Raw genomic sequence first — 19,634 nt, forward strand, 5'->3', positions numbered from 1 at the left:
TTTTTTTATCGGCCCCAGCGGATTGCAATGGCGCCCCATGTTAGTCCTCCGCCGAACCCTACCATAACGACCACATCGCCGTCTTTGATTTTACCGGCTTCCAATTCTTCTACAAGAGAGATCGGAATGGATGCGGCAGAAGTATTTCCATATTTATGAACAGTTTTAGACATCTTTTCGACAGGAAGCTCTAAACGCTCGCGAGCAGCTTCCATGATACGGATGTTCGCCTGATGCGGAATCAAAAAGTCGACATCCTCTTTTGAAAGTCCGGCTTTTTCAATGACATTTACGCATGATTCTCCCATTTGGCGGACTGCAAATTTGAAAACTTCTCGTCCATTCATGATTGTATGTCGTTTTTCATTCAGATACAAGTGCTGACCGCCTGTGCCGTCGGCTCCTAGTTCAAATGAAAGGATTCCTCTGTCATCACTGACTGGCCCGACTACCGCAGCGCCTGCTCCGTCTCCAAACAGAACGGCTGTATTGCGGTCTTCCCAGTCGGTAATGCTTGAGAGCTTCTCTACACCAACAACTAGAACATGCTTGTAGGTTCCGGATTCAATAAATTGTTTACCGGTTACAACCCCGTACATGAAGCCCGCACAAGCCGCGCTGATATCCATAGCACACGCTTTCTTCGCGCCGAGTTGTTCTTGAATCATACAAGAGACCGTAGGGAATGACTGATCAGGTGTAACAGTTGCAACCAAGATCATATCCAGATCCTCAGCAGCCACTTCAGCTTGTTCCAGCGCATTTTTCGCTGCTGCAACAGCCATATGTGATGAAAACACATCATCTGCTGCGATTCTTCTTTCTTCTATTCCTGTTCTTGTACGAATCCACTCGTCAGAAGTTTCAACCATTTTTTCAAGATCATGATTTGTTAAAACCTTCTCAGGAATGTAACGTCCAACACCAAGTATTCCAGCTTTCATTAGGGAAGACTCCTTTATATCTTAAATTTAGAAGATCAATCAGGTTGTGATCAATTATTAGTATCAGGTACTAATTCTATCCTATTTTTTTTCACATGGCAATATATTCGTCTAAACTATCAGTTCATCTTACTCATAGAGTATGGTATATGGAAAGGAGGCGTATGCAGTTGGATGTGTTTTCAAGAATGATGTTCGGCGATGCAGCAAAACCAACAGAAGAGAAGGAGGAGGAACAGCAAGAGGAAGTTTCTCAGGTTTCTCAGACAAACGACGAAGAGACGATTAATTACATGCATATTATGGACCAAATCGGTTCAATTATGAACTCTCTTGATCAAATCAAGCCCGCTTTAAAGGAGCTTGCGCCCATGCTCTCCGCTATTAAAAAGAAAATCATGTGAAAAGCCACTTTCAAAAAAGTGGCTTCTTCTTATTCTGTTTCAGATTTAGCGTCAGACTTGCCAAGCTCATAAGCTTCCGCCATTACCGTTGTAAATAGATTCATAAACGGCTGGATGGCCTCCATTGAGAGCTCAATGCCTGATTTCTCAAGCTGTTCTTTCGCTTCAGGGAGATATTTCATGGCAATTTGCAAGAATTCAAGTGATTTTTCGTGCTGCATGTGACGTCACTCCATTACTCGTTTTTTGGCAGCTCGCCTGTTTTGTTGTATGTTTTGATCAGCTTGGCGATTCTTTGCTGAAAGTCTTGATCGACGAGCGGGCTGAATGTTCCCATCTCAACGACTCCCGTGTTCAGGTCGTAGTAATGATCGCCGCCCTCAAGGGTGCCTTTATTAAATTGTTCAGCAATGATTTCATAGGCCTTGTCCACATTTTGCACCGTGCTGGTTAATACGGTATTCTCGCCCAGATCCGATTGATCTGTGACGTAGCCTATGGCATAAAGACCGTCTTTTTTGATTTGCTGAATAACAGGAACATTATACCCGTCTCCGGCGGGATACACAACATCCGCGCCTTCGTTCTTCATTTTCTGATAAAGCTTTACTGCTGTTGTATCATCATCCCAATGATCCGTATATTTCGTATTTACCTCTATATCCGGATTTTCATACTTGGCCCCTTTGATAAAACCGTCAACCTCAGGCTGCCACGTAAAGGAAGCAATTACACCGACCTGATTCGTTTTCGACATATGGGCAGCAGTCATTCCTCCAAAAAAGCCCATTGCTTCCCCGCTAAAATGGACACTTGTTACATTATCAGCTTTCGCTTTCGCATTGGAAATGACGAATTCCATATCTGGATAATCTTCGCCGACCAAGTTAAACACCTCAGCATATTCACTCCCATGGCCGTAGAGCAGATTGACGCCCCTCTTATGAAAATCCTCAATCGCATTTATGATATCTTCTTCTGTTTTAACGCCTTCTTTATAATAGACGTCCACATTGTATTTGGATTGTATATTCAGTAATCCTTTATACCCTTTTGTGCCCCATACGAGGTCATTAATCGTATCAGGAAAGAGCATGCCGACCTTCTCAATTTTTCCTTTGAACGGAGTTTGTCCACATCCACTCAATAAAAGGAGGACAGAAAAGATCATGACAAGCCTTGTGATCAAGTCATGTTCAACTCCTTTTGACAAGCTATAACATGTATTATTTTTATACGTTTATTGTATCTAGAAAACTCGAAACATGGAAGGTTTTTCTTAATATTTGTCGAAAATTGATGAAAATTGTCTTTTCCACTCGATAATTTTTGTTTTTGCTTCTTCTTTTGAGGTTTTCTCTGTGACTTGCAATTCAAAAAGCTGATCTTTGCTATGACGGCTTGGTTCTAACAGGAATCTCAGCAACTCGTCAGCCACGTCGTTTGTGTAATAGCCGTCTTCCTCTGTTTCTTCTTTCCATGGCCCGTACATTTTCGGCAGGATCACGGTTTTTTCCGAGCCTGTTTTTTCACGTTTATCCCATTCTTTTCGGTCTTCTTCATATACTAAAATATAAGGAGAATCATATTGGTCTAAAGGCAAAAAACTTCCGAACTGGATACAAATTGTATCATAATTTTGGTCTCCAATGTGTTCAAGCTGGCGAAAGAGTTCATTTCTCCCAAGCCACATGAGTCTTTCTTCTAAGTACATTTGTCTCATTTTATCTTCTGTTTCCGCCAGAACAACGTCAACATGTATGCCTTCATCCATCATTCGCTCACATAATGAAAGGCCGAAAAATTCGTCCGCACCTACAATCAGCGTTGATTCCATTGCATCTGCCGCCCTTCCGGTTTTTCATTTCCCAAAACAAAACAGCCTCCGCAAAAGAGAAGGCTGTTGTCATTATATTCTCTATAATTCTTTTTCATGACTATGAAAGAATTTGCAAATTGATGCATAAATTCTGCTTGGATGCTCAAATAAATGAAATGTCATGTCGACCGGTGAGCCTTGCTTTTGCTGTTTTTCCTTGAAAACTTCCGCATGTACGCTGTAGGGATATGGAGCTCCGGTCATACGCTGCCATATATGAACCGGTACGCCGCTCGGGTAGCTTTGAATTGTTTTATAACGAATCGCTTCCGCTTCTTTTTCAGAAATTCCGTAGCTTTTCGATACTTCTTTCAAAAATTGCTTATAGAAAAATTTATTTTCTTTTTCCGATTCATAATGTGCCTGAAGATCGAGACAAGGATTCAACATTGCGGCTGAGCGGATATGATCCGGGGAAAAACGAAGCAGTTCATCGGCCACGAGAGCACCCATGCCTTCTGCTAAAATATGAATCTTCGGATTGAGGATTTCCTGCTTCAGCACAGAATGTATCAGCTGTTTGGCATAGGTGACTGCTTTTTCCGCCCCCCAATGCCTTCCGAACAGATTGCTGTTAAAAAGAGTGTATCCTTCATTCATCAACATGCTCAGAAGCTGATTTCTGCCATAATGCTGCTGCCAAAAGCTTGAATCATGTCCGACAAAGTGGGTTCTGTCCCCCAAGATAAAGATGCCGAAGCCGTTCGGGCGATAGGGCAGATGAATGACATTATGCTCCGTTCCCAGTTGAAAGTATCTTTCCGTTATTCCCATCGCTTGCCCGCCTCCTTTCACACTTCATCTCACGCTATCTTATGTAAATAGAAAAGAAACGAATAAGGTAAAGTCCTAGCCTTTTACATTTTTGGCTATTATACTGATTGACGTTTTATATTTTACCATTAAAGTGTGACGAATCAGACTCTTTTGTCACCTCACTTTCTGCTAAAATTGGATTCCCCCTTCGCTTTTTGTATGGTATGATAACTTTTAGAATAGAATGAGAAGGACGAGGTGGAAACGTGCGATATATTATTGCCTTTATTTGGACGTTCCTTTTATCACATATGGCATGCTACTTGGTTGCAAGCATGAACAGCGTTACGTATAATTTCAAAACATCATCTGTCATTGCTGTTGTACTGTATGTCTTAATCATGGTTTTAGCAGAAATCATGCCTATGAACAAAAATGCAAGCCAGCATTAAAAAGCCAAAAACCCAAAACATTTATTGTTTTGGGTTTTTTAGTGGTCACGGCTTTCTTTTGTAGGTCCACAGCCGGTTGTGGTTTGATGTTTCGGGGAACATTTCCCCTGCTGACAGATGGACCTTTTGAGGGTTTTTAACCATGCTCCCTGTCTCGCCGATTTCTACGTAGACACCGTTATTAGGCGCTTTCTGTCCGGGCCGGAATTGGTGCTGCTGTCCCACTGTTTTTCCTCCTTTTCCTTTTTGCTGTAGTATGCGCCTAAGCGGCTGTGAATATGTTGCCATCAAAAAAACTGCTGAGTTTGGCTCAGCAGTTTTTTGATGATTCCCCTTTATATAAAATGGCCTTCAGCAGTGCTTTTTGCACATGAAGACGGTTTTCCGCCTGCTGGAACACTGCAGAGTTCGGCCCGTCAATAATCTCCGCAGTCACTTCTTCCTCGCGATGCGCAGGGAGACAATGTAAAAATGTATAGTCAGGCTTGGCATGGCTGACCAGCGCCGCATTCACCTGATAAGGCGCAAAGACAGCAAGACGTTCTTGCTCTTCCGCTTCCTGCCCCATGCTTGTAAACACATCAGAATAAATCACGTCCGCGTCTTTTACAGCTTCAATCGGATCATCTGTCAGCGTGACAGAAGAGCCGGATTGAAGTGCATATGTCTTTGCCGCTTCAGCTGCTTCATCTAACACTTCATATCCCTTTGGTGAAGCGATCGAGATATCACAGCCCATTTTCGCGCAGCCGATCATCAAGGAGTGCGCCACGTTATTTCCGTCACCGATGTACGCGACTTTTACGCCTTTAAGCTTCCCTTTTATCTCCTTAATCGTCAAGAGATCCGCCAGCGCCTGGCATGGGTGGTATTTATCGGTAAGTCCATTGATCACCGGAATGTCAGCTTCTTTGGCAAGTTCCTCCACCTTTTCATGTTCAAAGGTCCGGATCATGATGGCATCCACATAGCCTGACAGCACTTTTGCCGTATCAGCGACAGTCTCACCGCGCCCCAGCTGCAGATCTTTCTGGCTTAGAAAGAGGGCGCTCCCGCCCAGCTGCGCCATGCCCGCTTCAAATGAAACACGGGTCCGCGTTGATGATTTTTCAAAAATCATCGCCAAGGTTTTGCCATGGAATATAGGCTGAATTTTGTTTTGTTTCAGCTCACCGGCTTCTGCGAGCAAGGCGTTTATATCTTCTTCACTAAGGTCCTTTAACGTTAATAAATCTTTTCCGTATAAACTGGTTTGCGTCACTGTGTGCATGATGCCACTTCCTTTTTATAGAGGTCTTTGAGAGATACAGGCTGCGGATGGCCTGAACCGCTTTGTAAAAACGCCCGCACAGTTTCTTCTTCTGTAAAGACGGGGATGCCGTGCGTCATGGCTTCCAAACGTTCTTTGCGTGCTTCTTCAGAACCGCTCAGATTAATGTGGAGCGAGTTTCCTTCCTGTTCCATCCATGAGGCAAATGTTCCTTCATGTATTGTAAAACCTGCGTTTTCTGCTAACTCCTTCACATCTTCCGGAACGTTTTGCAAATAAATGCTTCCTTTTTGACTCCAGACTCTTGTATAGATTTTTTTCAAGGCGCTGTTAGAATCATATGCGACACACATGCCTTCTCCCGTTGATTTCATTTCCGGTCCAAGCTTGACATCCACATCCTGGATCGCATGAGAAGAAAAAACAGGGAACTTCACGGCAACTCCATGATGATTTTGAACTGCCGGATTTAGATCTTTTAAGGACGCTCCCGCCAGCAGACGTGTGGCGAGCGGAATCATCGGAACGCCCATTACTTTGCTGACGACAGGAACCGTGCGGCTCGCTCTCGGATTCACTTCAAGAACGAGTATGTTTCCATTGTCGATCACAAATTGAATGTTCATGATGCCTTTAAATGAAAGTTTTCGGGCAATTTTTTGTGCCGCATCTTTCATGCCCTGCTGCAGCCCGCTCGTGATGGACGGTCCGGGAAGAATGGCAAAACTGTCCCCTGAATGGACACCTGCCCGTTCAATATGCTCGGTATATGTCGGGATAAAGACTTCCTCGCCGTCGGAAATCAAATCAATTTCGACTTCCTTTCCAGACACATACTGATCAATTAAAATCGGGTATGGCATGCTGTCCTCATCATTCAGCAGCTGAGAAAGCTGGGCTTGCGAGTCAACAATGATCATGCCCATTCCGCCGATAACGTAAGATGGGCGGATTAACACCGGATAGCCGATCTCACTCGCTTTTGAAGCGGCTTCTTCTTTTGTATAAGCAATTTCTCCTTTTGCGTGCTTCAATCCCAGCTCGTCAAGAAGCTGATAAAATTGATCCCGATCCTCTAACACGTCGAGCGTTTGAAATGATGTGCCAAGAAGAGTAATGCCGGCTTTTTCGAGCGCTTCAGCAGCATTGATTGCAGTTTGACCGCCAAATTGCACAATTGCAAAATCAATATTTTCCTGCTCCGCCACGTTTACAATATGCTCCGTTGTCATCGGTTCAAAATACAGGCGGTCCGCAATTTCATAATCGGTGCTGACAGTTTCCGGGTTATTGTTAATCATGATGGTTTCGAACCCAAGCTCTTGCAGTGTCAGCACACCGTGAACAGCACTGTAATCAAATTCAACGCCTTGGCCGATCCGAATCGGGCCTGATCCGATAATGAGCGCGCGTTTTTTCTCTTTGCGGCTGATGTCTCCATCGGTCTCTCCGAAATATGTGGAGTAAAAATAGTTTGTTTTCGCATCAAACTCTGCCGCGCATGTATCTACGATTTTAAAGGAAGGCGTAATGCCCATCTCCTTGCGAAGCGCGCGCACCTCTTCTTCTGTTTTGCTGATCAGCGAGGCAATCGTTGCGTCTGAGAATCCCTTTTCCTTTGCTTTCTTCAATAATTCAAAAGAGAGATCGCTCCCTGCTTCCATCAGGCGGTTTTCCAATTTGATGATGTTGTCAAAGGTATGAAGGAAAAACGGATCAATTTTTGTTTTTTCATGGATGTCATCAATCGAGACGCTGCGGCTCAACAGCTCCATGACAACGAAAAATCTGCGGTCATCCGGAGTGATTGCCAAATCCCATAGCGTATCAATTGACAACCCGCTGAGCTCTGGAAGGTGTGTCCCGATATTTTTTAATTCAAGCGACGCGGCTGCCTTTTGTATCGCCGCTTCTAAATTCCGTTCAATCGCCATCACTTCACCGGTGGCTTTCATTTTTGTGCCAAGCTTGCGGTCTGCGTTTTTGAATTTATCAAACGGCCAGCGCGGAAATTTGACGATCACATAATCCAGTGCCGGTTCAAAGCTTGCGTAAGTCGAGCCTGTGAGCGGATTTTTCAGCTCGTCAAGAGTGTATCCGACTGCCAGTTTCGCGGCCATCTTCGCAATCGGATAACCGGTCGCTTTAGATGCGAGAGCCGATGACCGGCTTACACGCGGATTCACTTCAATGACGTAATATTGCTTGCTGAATGGATCAAGCGCGAATTGAATGTTGCAGCCGCCTACAACATCAAGTGCTGAGATGATCGTCAGACTTGCTGTCCGCAGCATTTGATAGTCTTCGTCTGTCAATGTTTGTGACGGCGCCACAACGATAGAGTCACCTGTATGCACGCCGACCGGATCGATATTTTCCATATTGCAGACGGTAATGCATGTGTTATTGCTGTCACGCATGACTTCATATTCAATTTCTTTAAAGCCGGCAATGCTTTTTTCGACAAGGCATTGATTGATCGGGCTTGCTAATAGCGCCTGCTTAATCATAGCTGTAAAGGCTTCTTTATCAGGGGCGATTCCTCCGCCCTTTCCGCCTAATGTGTAAGCTGGTCTGATAATAACAGGAAAACCGATGGATTCCGCAAAATGGAGGGCATCGGCCTCGTTATCAACAATTTCACTCTCCGGCACAGGCTGTTTTAATTCATTCATTAACGAACGGAATTTTTCCCGGTCCTCTCCTTTTTGTATCGTTTCAACGGATGTGCCGAGGAGTTTGACGCCGTGCTCTTTTAAAACACCCGTTTCTTCAAGCTCCACCGCTAAATTCAACGCGGTCTGACCGCCTAAATTGGCAAGAAGCCCATCAGGCCGTTCTTTCTTAATGATGGCTGTCAGGCTTTCTGCTGTCAGAGGCTCAAAATAAATTTCATCAGCGAAGGCTTCATCAGTCATAATTGTCGCCGGATTGCTGTTGACGAGAATTACCCGGTAGCCCTCCTCCTTCAGCGCGATGCACCCTTGAGTGCCTGAATAATCAAATTCTGCCGCCTGCCCGATGATGATCGGGCCTGAGCCAATTACTAATATGCTTGAAATACTGGTGTCTTTAGGCATGCGCGATTTCTCTCCTTGCTGGTATCACATTCTTTAGATAATCATCAAAAATCCATTCGCTTTCCGCAGGTCCGGGATGGGCTTCCGGGTGGAATTGAACACTCATGACAGGCAGTTTTTTATGGGCAAGCCCTTCAACTGACGTATCATTGACATGATGAAACCTGATGGTGAGCTCTTCTTCATTAATCGACTGTTCATCAACCACATAGCTGTGGTTTTGGCTTGTCATAAAGACCCGTTTCGTCTTACGGTCGATGACCGGATGATTAGCTCCCCTGTGCCCGAATGGCAGCTTAAAAGTATTCCCTCCAAACGCGAGCGCGATCAGCTGATGTCCGAGACAAATGCCTAGAGTCGGAAAGCGGCTGATGATGCTTTTGATCTTTCCTAAATATGGCTGAATGGCTTTCGGATCTCCAGGTCCGTTCGATAGCACAATTCCATCGGGTTTGATGTTGTATACGGCCTCCATTTGCTGGTATGGCACCACGGTAACCTTGCAGCCTCGTTTGACAAGTGATGATGCGATTGACTTTTTATAGCCAAAATCAATGAGAGCGATATGTTTATTCCCGTCGCCGAATGTGCTGATTTCCTGGGCGGAAGCCTGCTCTGCCACATTCTCTGGTTGAAGGGCAATCTCAGCTCCTTCTTTAGAGGCTGTGACTGTCGCACCCATCGTCCCGTTTGCCCGGATTTTCTTCACGACAGCCCTCGTATCAACATGGGTTAACAGCGGAATATTCCATTTCTGTAGATACTCCTTGAGGCTGTATACCGCTTCATAATGAGAAAAGTGATCACACGCCTCATAGACAACCGCGGCTTTTACTTGCGGTTTCTTGCTTTCAAAATCCTTTTCATTTATGCCGTAGTTGCCAATCAGCGGGTAGGTAAATACAATAATCTGTCCCTTATATGATGGATCTGTCAGCACTTCCTGGTAGCCTGTCATTCCTGTGAAAAAAACAGCTTCTCCCGTGCAGTTTTCATGACCGTCCAGCTCGCCGCTGAACGATGTCCCATCTTCTAACACTAAATAACCTTCCATCTAACAGCCCACCTCTTGATGAATAATTAATTATAAAAATGAATTTTTATGCCTTTATATCGAAAAAAAATCACTGGTTTACAGCGGAATGATGAGCGATTGCCTGTTTCAGCTTGCTGACGGCTTCTGCTATTTCATCCTTAGTCACGGTGAGCGGCGGCAGCAGCCGAATCACGTTCGGGCCGGCCGGCAATACAAGCAAGCCTAATGTCTGCAATTCAGCAATAATGTCAGCAACCGGGCCATCACACTCAATTCCAAGCATTAATCCTTTACCTCGGATTTGTTTAACAAAAGGGCTCTTTAGCTCTGCCTCAAGCTGTTCTTTTAAAAACGCCCCTTTGTCAGCAGCCTCTTGCAAAAAGTCAGGCTGGAATACAATTTGCAATGTGGCATTCACAGCAGCCATCGCCAGCATGTTTCCTCCGAAAGTCGTTCCGTGAGAACCAGGGGTAAACGCTTCTCCAAGCTGTTTCTTTCCGATGACAGCGCCGACCGGAAAGCCGTTTCCCAATCCTTTGGCGACTGTGATGATATCCGGTGAGAGTCCGAAGTGCTCATATGCGAAGCCTTTTCCCGTCCGTCCGATGCCGGTCTGGATTTCATCAATAATGAGAAGGGCTTGCTTTTCCTTGCAAAACGACTGTACGGCTGATAAAAATTCAGCACTCGCCGGATTGACTCCTCCTTCTCCCTGCACTGTTTCAAGCATCACCGCGGCAATATCGCCTTCCTCCCCAAGAGCTTTAAAAGCAGAAGGATCATTGTATGGCAGGTAGTGAAAGCCTCCAAGCATCGGGCCGAAGCCTGTTTTGATTTTATCCTGTCCGGTCGCAGCCATCCCTGCATACGTGCGGCCATGGAACGACTGAAGAAAAGTGATGATTTTTGTTTTTCCAGTTGCTTTTCTGGCAAGCTTTATCGCACCTTCATTCGCCTCCGCGCCGCTGTTGCAGAAAAAGACAAGATCTCCCGCACTATGCGCTGCCAGCTTCTGCGCCGCTTGCTCTTGGAGACTGTTTTGAAACAGGTTGGATACGTGCCATACGCTGTCAAGCTGTTTTTTGACTGCCTCTGTCACCGCTTCATGGCAGTGTCCTAGATTTGATACCGCAATCCCCTGAATGAAATCAAGGTACGTTTTGCCGTTTTGATCCTCAACGTACGTTCCCTTTGCTTTTTTGATGTCAATATCCCAACGGCCGTAGGTTTGAAACAAGCTGCTCATGAAACAGCCTCCTTTGCTTTGACAATTTTTGTCCCTTGAAAGGTTTGTTCTGCGAAGAATGATCCTTTACCGTTTACGATCATGACTTCAGACACCTGATCTGATAAAGCTGACAAGGCTGAATTGACCTTCGGGATCATCCCTCCTGTGATCACTTCCTGCTTGATCAGCATCTGAATCTCCTTAGGGGTCAGGACGTCCAGACGCTGCTTTTCCTTCATGATTCCATCGACATCCGTGACGAACATCAGCTTATCGGCTTCAAGCGCTCCGGCGACTGCTGAAGCAGCCAGATCAGCATTTACATTCAGCGTTTTGCAGTCGCTTGTCATAGACAGCGGCGCAATAACGGGGATGATGCCATTTTCCATCAGCGCGTTCACCATGGACGCATCGACTTTTTTGATTTCTCCCACTTCTCCGTATGTTTCCGGATCTAGATAATCAGCCTCCAAAAGACCGCCATCCTTACCAGAAATGCCCGCGGCTCGCAGTCCGTGTTTGGCAAGCTCAGCAACGAAAAATTTATTGACAGAACCGGATAAAACCATTTCCGCCACTTCCAGCACCGGCTTCGTTGTTTTCCTCTGTCCGCCCGAAAACTCTGTCTTGATATTTAACCGTTTCAGCATATTTGTGATTTCCGGTCCCCCGCCATGTACGATTGCCAGCTTCCAGCCTGACGCCCTCAGCTCTTTCAGATTTTGATAAAATTCCTCCGACAGCTCACGGATGACGCTTCCCCCGCATTTAAAAACGATTGTTTTCTTCATTTCGCTCCCCTTTATTACGTGCGATAGCTCGCGTTAATTTTGATATAGTCATAGGTCAGGTCACAGCCCCACGCTCTCCCGTTTCCGTCCCCTTCAGCCATCTTGATGACAATGGTGATTTCATCTCCTTCAAGGTATTCCTTGGCGATAGATTCAGAGAATGGCTGAGGTTCGTTATTCTTAAACAGGCATTGGCCGCCAAGATAAACCTCTACTTCTTCTGCCGTCACCTGTGCTGCGGAGTGTCCGATGGCTCCGATGATCCGCCCCCAGTTGGCATCTGTTCCGTATACTGCCGTTTTTACAAGATTTGAGCCGACAATCTTTTTGGCAATGACGTTTGCATCAAGATTGTTTTTCGCTCCCTGTACTTGGGCTTCAATTAGTTTTGTCGCGCCTTCTCCGTCTCTGGCAATCTCTTTAGCTAGATCCTCACAAGTGAGCAAGAGCGCTTTTTTAAAGACCGGCCAGTCTGGATGGTCTTCTGTCAGGCACTCGTTTTCGGCGCAGCCATTCGCCATAACTAATACCATGTCGTTCGTGGATGTTTCTCCGTCAACTGTGATTTGGTTAAATGAAACGTCAGTGATTTCCCGAAGCGCCTTTTGCAGCGCTTTTTCTTCGATTGCCGCGTCAGTTGTCACAAATCCCAGCATCGTGGCCATGTTCGGGTGTATCATCCCAGAGCCTTTGGCCGCTCCGCCGATCGTGACTGTTTTGCCGCCGATTGCCAGTTCATAGCACGTCTGCTTGATCACCGTATCAGTTGTTAAAATCGCTTCCTCAAAATCGCCTGATCCCGCAGGTGTTTCTTTCAGCAGTTCGATCCCCGCGTGGATTTTTTCCATGTCTAAATGCTCGCCGATGACACCCGTTGATGAAACAGCGACAAGCTCCGGCTCAATGCCAAGCTGTGAAGCAAAGCTCTCCCGCATTGTGTATGCGTCCTTTAAGCCCTGTTCTCCCGTGCAGGCGTTGGCAATGGCGCTGTTGACGATGACGGCTTTCAGTGTCGGTCCGTGCTTTAAGCTGTCTTGTGTCACTTTGATCGGAGCAGCCTGAAAGTGGCTTTGGGTATAAACTGCTGCACTCACGGCCGGTGTCTCGCTGATAATGACGCCGAGGTCTTTTTTCGAGTAGCGCAGTCCGCAATGCACACCCTTTGCCTGAAACCCTTTTGGCGAGGATACATCACCTGTTACTTTTACAATTTGATCTTCACTTAACTGAATCATGGTTCGATTCTCTCCCGTTCTATGGATAAATTGGCGTGATGGTGAGTCCAGTTTCTTCATTCCAGCCATTCATCAAATTAAAGTTTTGCACTGCCTGACCGGCGGCACCCTTCATTAAATTATCGATTACCGAGACGATCGTGACTCTGTTCGTTCTCTCATCGAGGGTCACGGCGATATCACAGAAATTGCTGCCGTACACTTCTTTCGTTTGCGGGTACTGACCTTTTGGCCTCACTCTCACAAAATATGAATCTTGGTAAAATTCCGAATATAAATCATGCAGGTCATCTGCGGTTAGGTCACAGGTTAATCTGGTATACATCGTCGCCATGATGCCCCTTGTCATCGGAACCAAGTGAGCCGAAAATGTAATGGGCCCGAGACCTGGCTGCCATTCATTCAGCGCCTGCTCAATTTCCGGCGTGTGCTGATGTTCATTGACTTTATAAATTTTAAAATTGTCGTTCAGCTCAGAAAAATGAGTTCCCATGGATGCTTTTCTTCCCGCTCCGGAAACACCGGTCTTCGCGTCAACGATAACGAAAGATTCATCGAGCAGTTTCTTTTGAGCCAATGGCGCGAGGCCAAGCAAAACAGCTGTTGGAAAACAGCCTGGATTGGCAATGAGTTTCGCCTGTTGAATTTGCAGTTGATTCAGTTCTGCCAGACCGTATACCGCCTCTTGAATCACCGCCTTCGGTGCCGCTGTCCGTTTATACCATTTTTCATATTCAGCCGGTTCTTTTATCCTCAGATCACCTGACAGATCAATAACCGGAATTCCCGCGTCTGCCAGCTTTGGAGTCAATTCACTTGATACTCCGGGCGGCGCAGCGAGAAACATGATATCTATTTCGTGTTTGATCGTATTCATATCAATCGGCTTCAGCTGCTGATCCGCTAAGCCGGTAAGATGAGGATAACCCTCGCTATAGACATTCCCTTCTCCGCTGGATGAATAAAGTATGCATTCCTCTGCATGAGGATGATGCGAAAGAATCCTGACAAGTTCGGTGCCTCCATATCCTGTAGCACCTACAATTCCTATTTTCAAAACAAGTTCACCCTCTTGGTCTTTGTGAAATTATTTAACATTATAACATGAATAAAAATTAATTCAATCGTATATTTAATATTTTTATTCATTTATAAATTTTCTGTTCAATGGGAATTCCGCTCAAAAAAAATCAGCACGACTCCAGCACAAAAACGTTGATGCGGTGCCGCATTTCAGCCGCATAAAAAAACAGGCTGACCGCGTCAGCCTGTTTTCATCATCATCAATCCACTCAAAAAATATAGAATAGAGCTTGCATAAAAAATCATTTGCACTGTGAAAAAGTCAGCGAGAAAGCCCCCGAGCATAATGGCTGCTGCTGAAAAGACAGCTGTCCAAAAATGGTAATTCCCGATCTTCTTTCCACGCTCTCCACTGTCTGTAAAATTAGCGATCAGCACTTTTTCTCCATGCTTTTGCATCGCTCCAAAGAGCCCTAACAGCACTTGGACGATATACACTTGAACGACGCTTCCGATATGCGGGACATATAAAAGCAGAACAGCCATCCCCCACGAGTTCAGAAGCAGAAAATAACGGCTGTCAAACCTTTCAGACAGCCGTCCGAGGAGCGGGTAAATAAGCGCTCCGCTCAACCCGAACAATCCGTAGGAAAAACCGAACTGTGTGTAGCTTGAGCCGATATTTTTCACAAACAGAATATAAAACGGAAAGATTAAGCTGCTTGCGAAAAACACGCTGCTTTGTGATAATGTCAGCCATTTTAATTTGTTTTTCCCCATTATTTATACCTCTGATAAAAGTAATTCATAAAGCGCTCATCCGGGTCATAGGTTCGTTTTTTCTGAAAAAACGCTTCACTTTTCGGATATGCCTGTCTCATTTGCGCTTTTGTCTGGTAGGTCATATAAGGCAGATAATAGCTGCCGCCGTGCTTGATGGCAACGTCTGTCATGCGCCTGATGATTCGGGCGGTATCTGCCTGGTCTTCTTTTGAAAAGCCCTCGTTTATTAATAGTACGAGCGAAAACATATCGTCCTTCGCATAGGAAAGGTCGGCCTTTTCATTTTTCTGCACGTAGCGGATCGTAATGTTCAGCAGGTTCAGATCTTCGTCCGACAGCGTTTGTCTCAGGTCATCAATATAGGACCCATACTCCTTCACGGGCACAAAGTATTCTTGCAAAACATCTGTGTTGTCATTGTTTTCATACTCAAGAAACTTTGATTCGGACCGCATGACGTTATTGCGTGAAATCTCTGTGCCGTTCTGGCTCAGGAAATAGGATTGCTGTGTGTCCCACAGCCAATTCCTCCCCCATTCATACCGTCTTGACAAGCCGAGTGCAAACTTTGTGGCTCCCGTATACTCGTCTTCTTTAAGTTCGCTGTATGAGGACAGCTGATCCTGATGATTAGCCAATACGTAATTCGTGACATACATGTCTTTCAGAAATCCTTTTTTCGCTGTTGAAATTCGCGCCAGATGCATTCGGACATCTGGATTTCCTTTTACATGCTTTGAAAAATAGTCTGAGTATGTGCTGTAATTCATTTTTTCTGTCTTCATGACATACAGCTCATCATCTGTCAGCTCAAGCGTTACATCAAGAATCACGCCAAAAAGGCCGTACCCTCCGATGACCGCCGTAAACAAATCATCTTTTGGAGTGACAGTGATAATCATCCCGTCAGCTTTTAAAAGCCGGAATGATTTGACTGTATCAATTAGCGAGCCGTAGCGAATATCACGTCCGTGTGCATTTGCGCTGAGAGATCCGCCGATTGTAAAAATGTTTTGTGACTGCATGACTTTTACCGCGAGTCCGTATGGATTCACGTATTTCTGGATATCATTCCACGTTGCACCGCTTTGCACCCTGATGGTTTTCTTCTCTTGATCGAGTGACAGGATTTTGTTGTAGCCCGTCATGTCGAGAACGATGCCGTCCTCATAATATGTATGGCCGCCCATGGAGTGCTGGGCCCCGGCGATTGAAATTTTTATGTTTTTTCGATTTGCCTCTTTGACTGTGTCAATGAGCATTTCCTCTTCCTGCCCTTTCACTGTCTGCTTTATTTTTACAGGCATCAGGCGGCTGACATCCGTCATCTCGCTTGTGGCTGTTTTTTGCTCTGAGTTCACAGAGTACGCAAACAGGGCCGCATACGCGCCAGTACAAAGCGCGAATGCAAGCAATTTCTTTTTCATAGTGCTCTCCCTGCTGTTTTTATGACCATTATACCATGACTGCGTCCTCATTTTTCCAAATTATCTTCTTGCCCGTTTTTCGGCACGGCGGTCGGCGACGATAAAGCAGGCGTGAATCGCGCCCGGCAGCCAAAAGATACAGGTCAATATGAGATTCAGCAAGGCCTGAAACGGTTTTCCCGAAAACAAAACAGCAAGCGGCGGGCATAAAACTGCCAGCAGGTACATCATTTCCTTTCACTCCTTTCAGCTGTAAAAAAGGACAGCCTCACATGTCAGGCTGTCCTTTTTTGTTTTATTGAATGCCAAGCGCAATTTTTGCGTATCTGGACATTTTATCCCTAGTCCAAGGCGGATTCCATACAATGTGAACCTCTGTGTCTTTCACTTCAGGAAGGTCCGCTAATGCTTTTTTCACCTCATCCACGATAATCGGCGCTAAAGGGCATCCCATTGATGTTAGCGTCATGGTGATGTGCGTCAAGCCATCTTCATCCATATCAACGTCATATACCAAGCCGAGGTTCACGATATCAACGCCAAGCTCAGGATCGACAACCTGTTCCAGGGCGCCCATGATGTTTTCTTTTAATGCTTCTTCCACGTTCCCTCACTCCTTTTTTCTACAGTATAACGTAAATTCAGCTCTTGTTAATAACTTAGTGCTTTATAAGTACGTTTCAAACCATTCAATCGTTTTTAACACAGCTGCCCGCGGGACTTTATGGTCAGCGTTTTCATCTCCGATAAATTGCAGGCGTTCCGGCTGCTCGCTGTAATGGGATTTAATCGTGTCATAAAATTTCCGGGTCGGCGCGTAAGGCACAACTTTATCTTTTGCGCCGTGCCAAAATAAAAGCGGGCGCTGTTGCAGTTTCTCCGGCTGAAGGCTGAGATCCCGCAACTCGAGACGTTTCATCAGCTGCTGTACCTTCTCTTCCGGCACATCGATTTCAATGCCCTGAGATTGAATATGGTCAATCTGCTGCTGAAACAGCTCCACGTAATTCGGGCTTCCCATCAGGCTGACGCCGGCTTTTATCCAATCATATGCAGTCAAAGCGCCAAGCGTTGTGATGCCGCCCATTGACGTGCCTGCGAGACCGATGCGGCCGCCGTCTATCAGGCCCTCTTTTTCAAAATGGTTTTTAAGTACGCCGATCTCTTCAATCTCGTTGAGGACGATATCCCAAAAATGCCCCGCCAGCTCTTCAACAGCCATTTCTTCTCCCCGTTCCCCATGGTGCAAAGCCTCCGGCAGAACGGCTCTAAAACCCTTCTCCGCAAGCAGATAAGCAATATGAAGGTTGTGTTCCTTCGCGCTTGTAAAACCATGTATAAAGATCACGAGAGGAACAGCGCGGTGCCTGTTCTCTTCCTTTACAATATGTAAAAACGGAATACCGGAAACGGTTTGATTCTCAATTTGTATCACAATGTGCCCCTCCTTAGGATAACCATAATCATAAGTGTAACATGTAGACAATAAAGATGGTAAAAAGCTACACTGTAAGTAAGGCAAAACAAGCAAAATCTAAGGTTAAAGGAGCTTTTCATGGAGACAAAACCCTATTTAATCGCATTAGATTTAGATGGAACATTATTAAAGGATGATAAAACCATATCTGAAAACACCCTTCATACGATACAGCGCCTAAAAGATGACGGGCATTATGTCTGCATCTCAACAGGCCGTCCGTATCGTTCAAGTTCCATGTACTACCAGCAGATGGAGCTGACAACGCCAATTGTCAATTTTAACGGAGCATTTGTCCATCATCCGCAAGACGACAGCTGGGGACGGTATCATACGTCACTGCCGCTTGATGTTGTCAAACAGCTCGTGGATATCAGCGAGAGCTACAACGTACATAACGTGCTTGCTGAAGTGATTGACGACGTATACTTTCATTACCATGATGAGCACCTGATAGATGCCTTTAACATGAACACAACAAATGTAACAGTCGGAGACTTGCGGGAAAATCTCGGTGAAGATGTGACGTCTGTACTCATACATGCAAAAGAAGAGGATGTGCCGGCAATACGCTCATATTTATCGGATGTGCATGCCGAGGTAATCGACCATAGAAGATGGGCCGCTCCGTGGCATGTCATTGAAATTATCAAAAGCGGCATGAATAAAGCGGTCGGCCTGCAGAAAATCAGCGATTATTACGGCGTGCCGAGGGAGCGGATCATTGCTTTCGGGGATGAGGATAACGATTTGGAAATGCTTGAATTTGCAGGCTGCGGCGTTGCAATGGGAAATGGAATTGACGCGGTCAAACAGATTGCCAACCGAACAACGGCTACAAATGAAGAGGACGGCGTGGCAAGGTTTTTGAAAGAATATTTCTCACTTTAAAGAAGGCCCGTATTAATTTTTCCCACTCATAAACCTTACTTTACCCCACCATACTATTGAAGACGACTCATCTCGTCAAAGTATGGAAGGGGGCAGTCTCAAAATGGGTAAACGAAGCAAATCCAGAAGGTTTATTCAGCAGGGTAAAGACTCCATCGGGCTACACGCCGCAAGATTTCCATATCGGTCTACTTTAGAAGAAGCTCACCAGCATGCCGCGGCACGAGACTCGGCCGAAAGCCAGGTTGAATATTAAATGAGAAATGAACTGTTTCAGCAGGCAAAATCATTTGTTCAACAGGCGGTCATGGTGACAAACGGCTTTGAGGAAGGCGATCAGGAGCAAGCGATTCTGAGAGCCAAAAATGCTGTATCTTCTGCGTATGCCAATTCGACAGATGCGGAACGTCGCCAGCTGCATCAATTTCAGAATCAGCTGGACAAACTGCAATAAAAAAAGGCTATGGCGACTCGCCATAGCCTCTTATTTGACTTCAAACTGCTGAACAGCCTGAACCTGCTTAAGATTTTCCGCCCTGCCCTTAAATGTCACCTTTACCTCATAGGTTCCGGGCTCAGGGACTTCCTTCCACACATCAGAGAAATCATATGTTTCTCCGGATTCAAGCGTCAGGTTTTGAAAAGCCTGCGTAAACATTTTGTCTTTCGAATAACGGTATCTTTCTTTGTGCTCAGAATCATACACGACAAGTTCAAATTTTTGCCCTGTGCTGAATTGAAACTCAATAGCACGTTCGCTTTGGTTCTTCAGCGACATGTTAAACTTGATTTGTTCAGGCTCCTGAATTGCGTCAATAGATAAAACAACCTCTTGATTCTCCATTCCGCCTGATACCTCCTTATCGGGTTCTGTCTGCTCATCTTTCCCGCAGCCTATCAAAAGCAGCACGGGGAGGAGCATCACAAGCAGCCGTTTCACGACTTCCACCTGCTTTCG

General features: G+C 45.5%; 24 protein-coding genes. 5 read left to right on the forward strand and 19 right to left on the reverse strand.

All coding sequences use genetic code 11. From position 1 onward, the window contains the following. Nucleotides 1–5: 5 nt before the first annotated feature. On the reverse strand, nt 6–944 hold the full coding sequence (gene fabH, locus SB658_RS09220) for a beta-ketoacyl-ACP synthase III (RefSeq protein ID WP_003232971.1): 939 nt from the start codon (nt 942–944) through the stop codon (nt 6–8). Between the two features lie 164 nt (nt 945–1,108). On the opposite strand from fabH, the gene yjzB reads away from it, so the two are divergent. Next, nucleotides 1,109–1,348, forward strand: a complete 240-nt coding sequence (gene yjzB, locus SB658_RS09225) for a spore coat protein YjzB (protein WP_003232972.1) — start codon at nt 1,109–1,111, stop codon at nt 1,346–1,348. 29 nt (nt 1,349–1,377) lie between these two features. On the opposite strand, the gene comZ is transcribed toward yjzB, so the two are convergent. The 4 genes from comZ to SB658_RS09245 all read right to left on the reverse strand — a co-directional run bounded on the left by comZ (nt 1,378) and on the right by SB658_RS09245 (nt 4,001). Beyond that, complete coding sequence (gene comZ, locus SB658_RS09230) at nt 1,378–1,569, reverse strand: ComG operon transcriptional repressor ComZ (protein WP_003224559.1); 192 nt, start codon at nt 1,567–1,569, stop codon at nt 1,378–1,380. A gap of 14 nt (nt 1,570–1,583) precedes the next feature. Further along, nucleotides 1,584–2,537, reverse strand: coding sequence for a transcriptional regulator Med (gene med, locus SB658_RS09235; protein ID WP_003245494.1), 954 nt, complete (start codon nt 2,535–2,537; stop codon nt 1,584–1,586). Nucleotides 2,538–2,627: 90 nt separating this feature from the next. Further along, a complete protein-coding gene (locus SB658_RS09240) occupies nt 2,628–3,185 on the reverse strand; it encodes a hypothetical protein (RefSeq protein WP_003232974.1) in 558 nt (185 codons plus the stop codon). A gap of 81 nt (nt 3,186–3,266) precedes the next feature. Next, complete coding sequence (locus SB658_RS09245; protein ID WP_003245223.1) at nt 3,267–4,001, reverse strand: hypothetical protein; 735 nt, start codon at nt 3,999–4,001, stop codon at nt 3,267–3,269. Between the two features lie 248 nt (nt 4,002–4,249). Between SB658_RS09245 and SB658_RS09250 the strand changes: the two genes are divergently transcribed. After that, a complete protein-coding gene (locus tag SB658_RS09250) occupies nt 4,250–4,435 on the forward strand; it encodes a YjzD family protein (protein ID WP_003245236.1) in 186 nt (61 codons plus the stop codon). 45 nt (nt 4,436–4,480) lie between these two features. Here the strand turns inward: SB658_RS09250 and SB658_RS09255 are convergent, their stop codons facing one another. From SB658_RS09255 to SB658_RS09315, 13 genes are all read right to left on the reverse strand, one after another. Beyond that, entirely contained in the window at nt 4,481–4,660 is a 180-nt protein-coding gene (locus SB658_RS09255) for a YjzC family protein (RefSeq protein WP_003245356.1), read from the reverse strand. A gap of 85 nt (nt 4,661–4,745) precedes the next feature. Further along, nucleotides 4,746–5,705, reverse strand: coding sequence for an ornithine carbamoyltransferase (gene argF / locus SB658_RS09260; protein WP_003232980.1), 960 nt, complete (start codon nt 5,703–5,705; stop codon nt 4,746–4,748). After that, nucleotides 5,693–8,785 (reverse strand): carbamoyl-phosphate synthase (glutamine-hydrolyzing) large subunit, encoded by a 3,093-nt coding sequence (carB, locus tag SB658_RS09265; protein WP_003232982.1) that lies wholly within the window; start codon nt 8,783–8,785, stop codon nt 5,693–5,695. The genes argF and carB overlap by 13 nt, the downstream gene beginning before the upstream one ends. After that, nucleotides 8,778–9,839 (reverse strand): carbamoyl phosphate synthase small subunit, encoded by a 1,062-nt coding sequence (locus SB658_RS09270; protein ID WP_003232984.1) that lies wholly within the window; start codon nt 9,837–9,839, stop codon nt 8,778–8,780. Before SB658_RS09270 ends, carB begins: the two co-directional genes overlap by 8 nt. Nucleotides 9,840–9,909: 70 nt before the next feature. Beyond that, a complete protein-coding gene (gene argD / locus SB658_RS09275) occupies nt 9,910–11,067 on the reverse strand; it encodes an acetylornithine transaminase (RefSeq protein WP_003232985.1) in 1,158 nt (385 codons plus the stop codon). Further along, complete coding sequence (gene argB, locus SB658_RS09280; RefSeq protein ID WP_003232987.1) at nt 11,064–11,840, reverse strand: acetylglutamate kinase; 777 nt, start codon at nt 11,838–11,840, stop codon at nt 11,064–11,066. Before argB ends, argD begins: the two co-directional genes overlap by 4 nt. A 14-nt stretch (nt 11,841–11,854) precedes the next feature. Beyond that, complete coding sequence (argJ, locus tag SB658_RS09285; RefSeq protein WP_003232989.1) at nt 11,855–13,075, reverse strand: bifunctional ornithine acetyltransferase/N-acetylglutamate synthase; 1,221 nt, start codon at nt 13,073–13,075, stop codon at nt 11,855–11,857. A 19-nt stretch (nt 13,076–13,094) separates the two neighbouring features. Next, nucleotides 13,095–14,132: an N-acetyl-gamma-glutamyl-phosphate reductase gene (gene argC, locus SB658_RS09290; RefSeq protein ID WP_003232991.1), complete on the reverse strand. Its 1,038-nt coding sequence runs from the start codon at nt 14,130–14,132 to the stop codon at nt 13,095–13,097. Between the two features lie 206 nt (nt 14,133–14,338). Continuing rightward, the gene (locus SB658_RS09295; protein ID WP_003232993.1) at nt 14,339–14,878 is read right to left on the reverse strand and encodes an MFS transporter; all 540 of its coding nucleotides are present in this window, start codon (nt 14,876–14,878) and stop codon (nt 14,339–14,341) included. Next, nucleotides 14,878–16,308 (reverse strand): FAD-binding oxidoreductase, encoded by a 1,431-nt coding sequence (locus tag SB658_RS09300; protein ID WP_003232994.1) that lies wholly within the window; start codon nt 16,306–16,308, stop codon nt 14,878–14,880. Before SB658_RS09300 ends, SB658_RS09295 begins: the two co-directional genes overlap by 1 nt. A gap of 60 nt (nt 16,309–16,368) precedes the next feature. Next, the gene (locus tag SB658_RS09305) at nt 16,369–16,539 is read right to left on the reverse strand and encodes a YqaE/Pmp3 family membrane protein (protein ID WP_003232996.1); all 171 of its coding nucleotides are present in this window, start codon (nt 16,537–16,539) and stop codon (nt 16,369–16,371) included. Nucleotides 16,540–16,603: 64 nt separating this feature from the next. Beyond that, nucleotides 16,604–16,912: a metal-sulfur cluster assembly factor gene (locus SB658_RS09310; RefSeq protein WP_003232998.1), complete on the reverse strand. Its 309-nt coding sequence runs from the start codon at nt 16,910–16,912 to the stop codon at nt 16,604–16,606. Between the two features lie 63 nt (nt 16,913–16,975). Continuing rightward, entirely contained in the window at nt 16,976–17,743 is a 768-nt protein-coding gene (locus tag SB658_RS09315) for a prolyl oligopeptidase family serine peptidase (protein WP_003233006.1), read from the reverse strand. A gap of 120 nt (nt 17,744–17,863) precedes the next feature. On the opposite strand from SB658_RS09315, the gene yitU reads away from it, so the two are divergent. The 3 genes from yitU to SB658_RS09330 all read left to right on the forward strand — a co-directional run bounded on the left by yitU (nt 17,864) and on the right by SB658_RS09330 (nt 19,130). Beyond that, on the forward strand, nt 17,864–18,676 hold the full coding sequence (yitU, locus tag SB658_RS09320; RefSeq protein ID WP_003233007.1) for a 5-amino-6-(5-phospho-D-ribitylamino)uracil phosphatase YitU: 813 nt from the start codon (nt 17,864–17,866) through the stop codon (nt 18,674–18,676). 103 nt (nt 18,677–18,779) lie between these two features. Further along, a complete protein-coding gene (locus SB658_RS09325) occupies nt 18,780–18,932 on the forward strand; it encodes a hypothetical protein (protein ID WP_017695668.1) in 153 nt (50 codons plus the stop codon). Further along, nucleotides 18,933–19,130 carry a DUF3813 domain-containing protein gene (locus SB658_RS09330; protein WP_003233010.1) on the forward strand — a complete coding sequence of 66 codons (198 nt, stop codon included), beginning with the start codon at nt 18,933–18,935 and terminating at the stop codon, nt 19,128–19,130. Nucleotides 19,131–19,160: 30 nt separating this feature from the next. On the opposite strand, the gene SB658_RS09335 is transcribed toward SB658_RS09330, so the two are convergent. Continuing rightward, nucleotides 19,161–19,616, reverse strand: a complete 456-nt coding sequence (locus tag SB658_RS09335; RefSeq protein ID WP_014479419.1) for a BsuPI-related putative proteinase inhibitor — start codon at nt 19,614–19,616, stop codon at nt 19,161–19,163. Nucleotides 19,617–19,634: the final 18 nt, after the last annotated feature.

Origin of the sequence: Bacillus sp. SIMBA_008, assembly GCF_046535495.1 — a bacterium.
Taxonomy (GTDB): Bacteria; Bacillota; Bacilli; order Bacillales; family Bacillaceae; genus Bacillus; species Bacillus subtilis.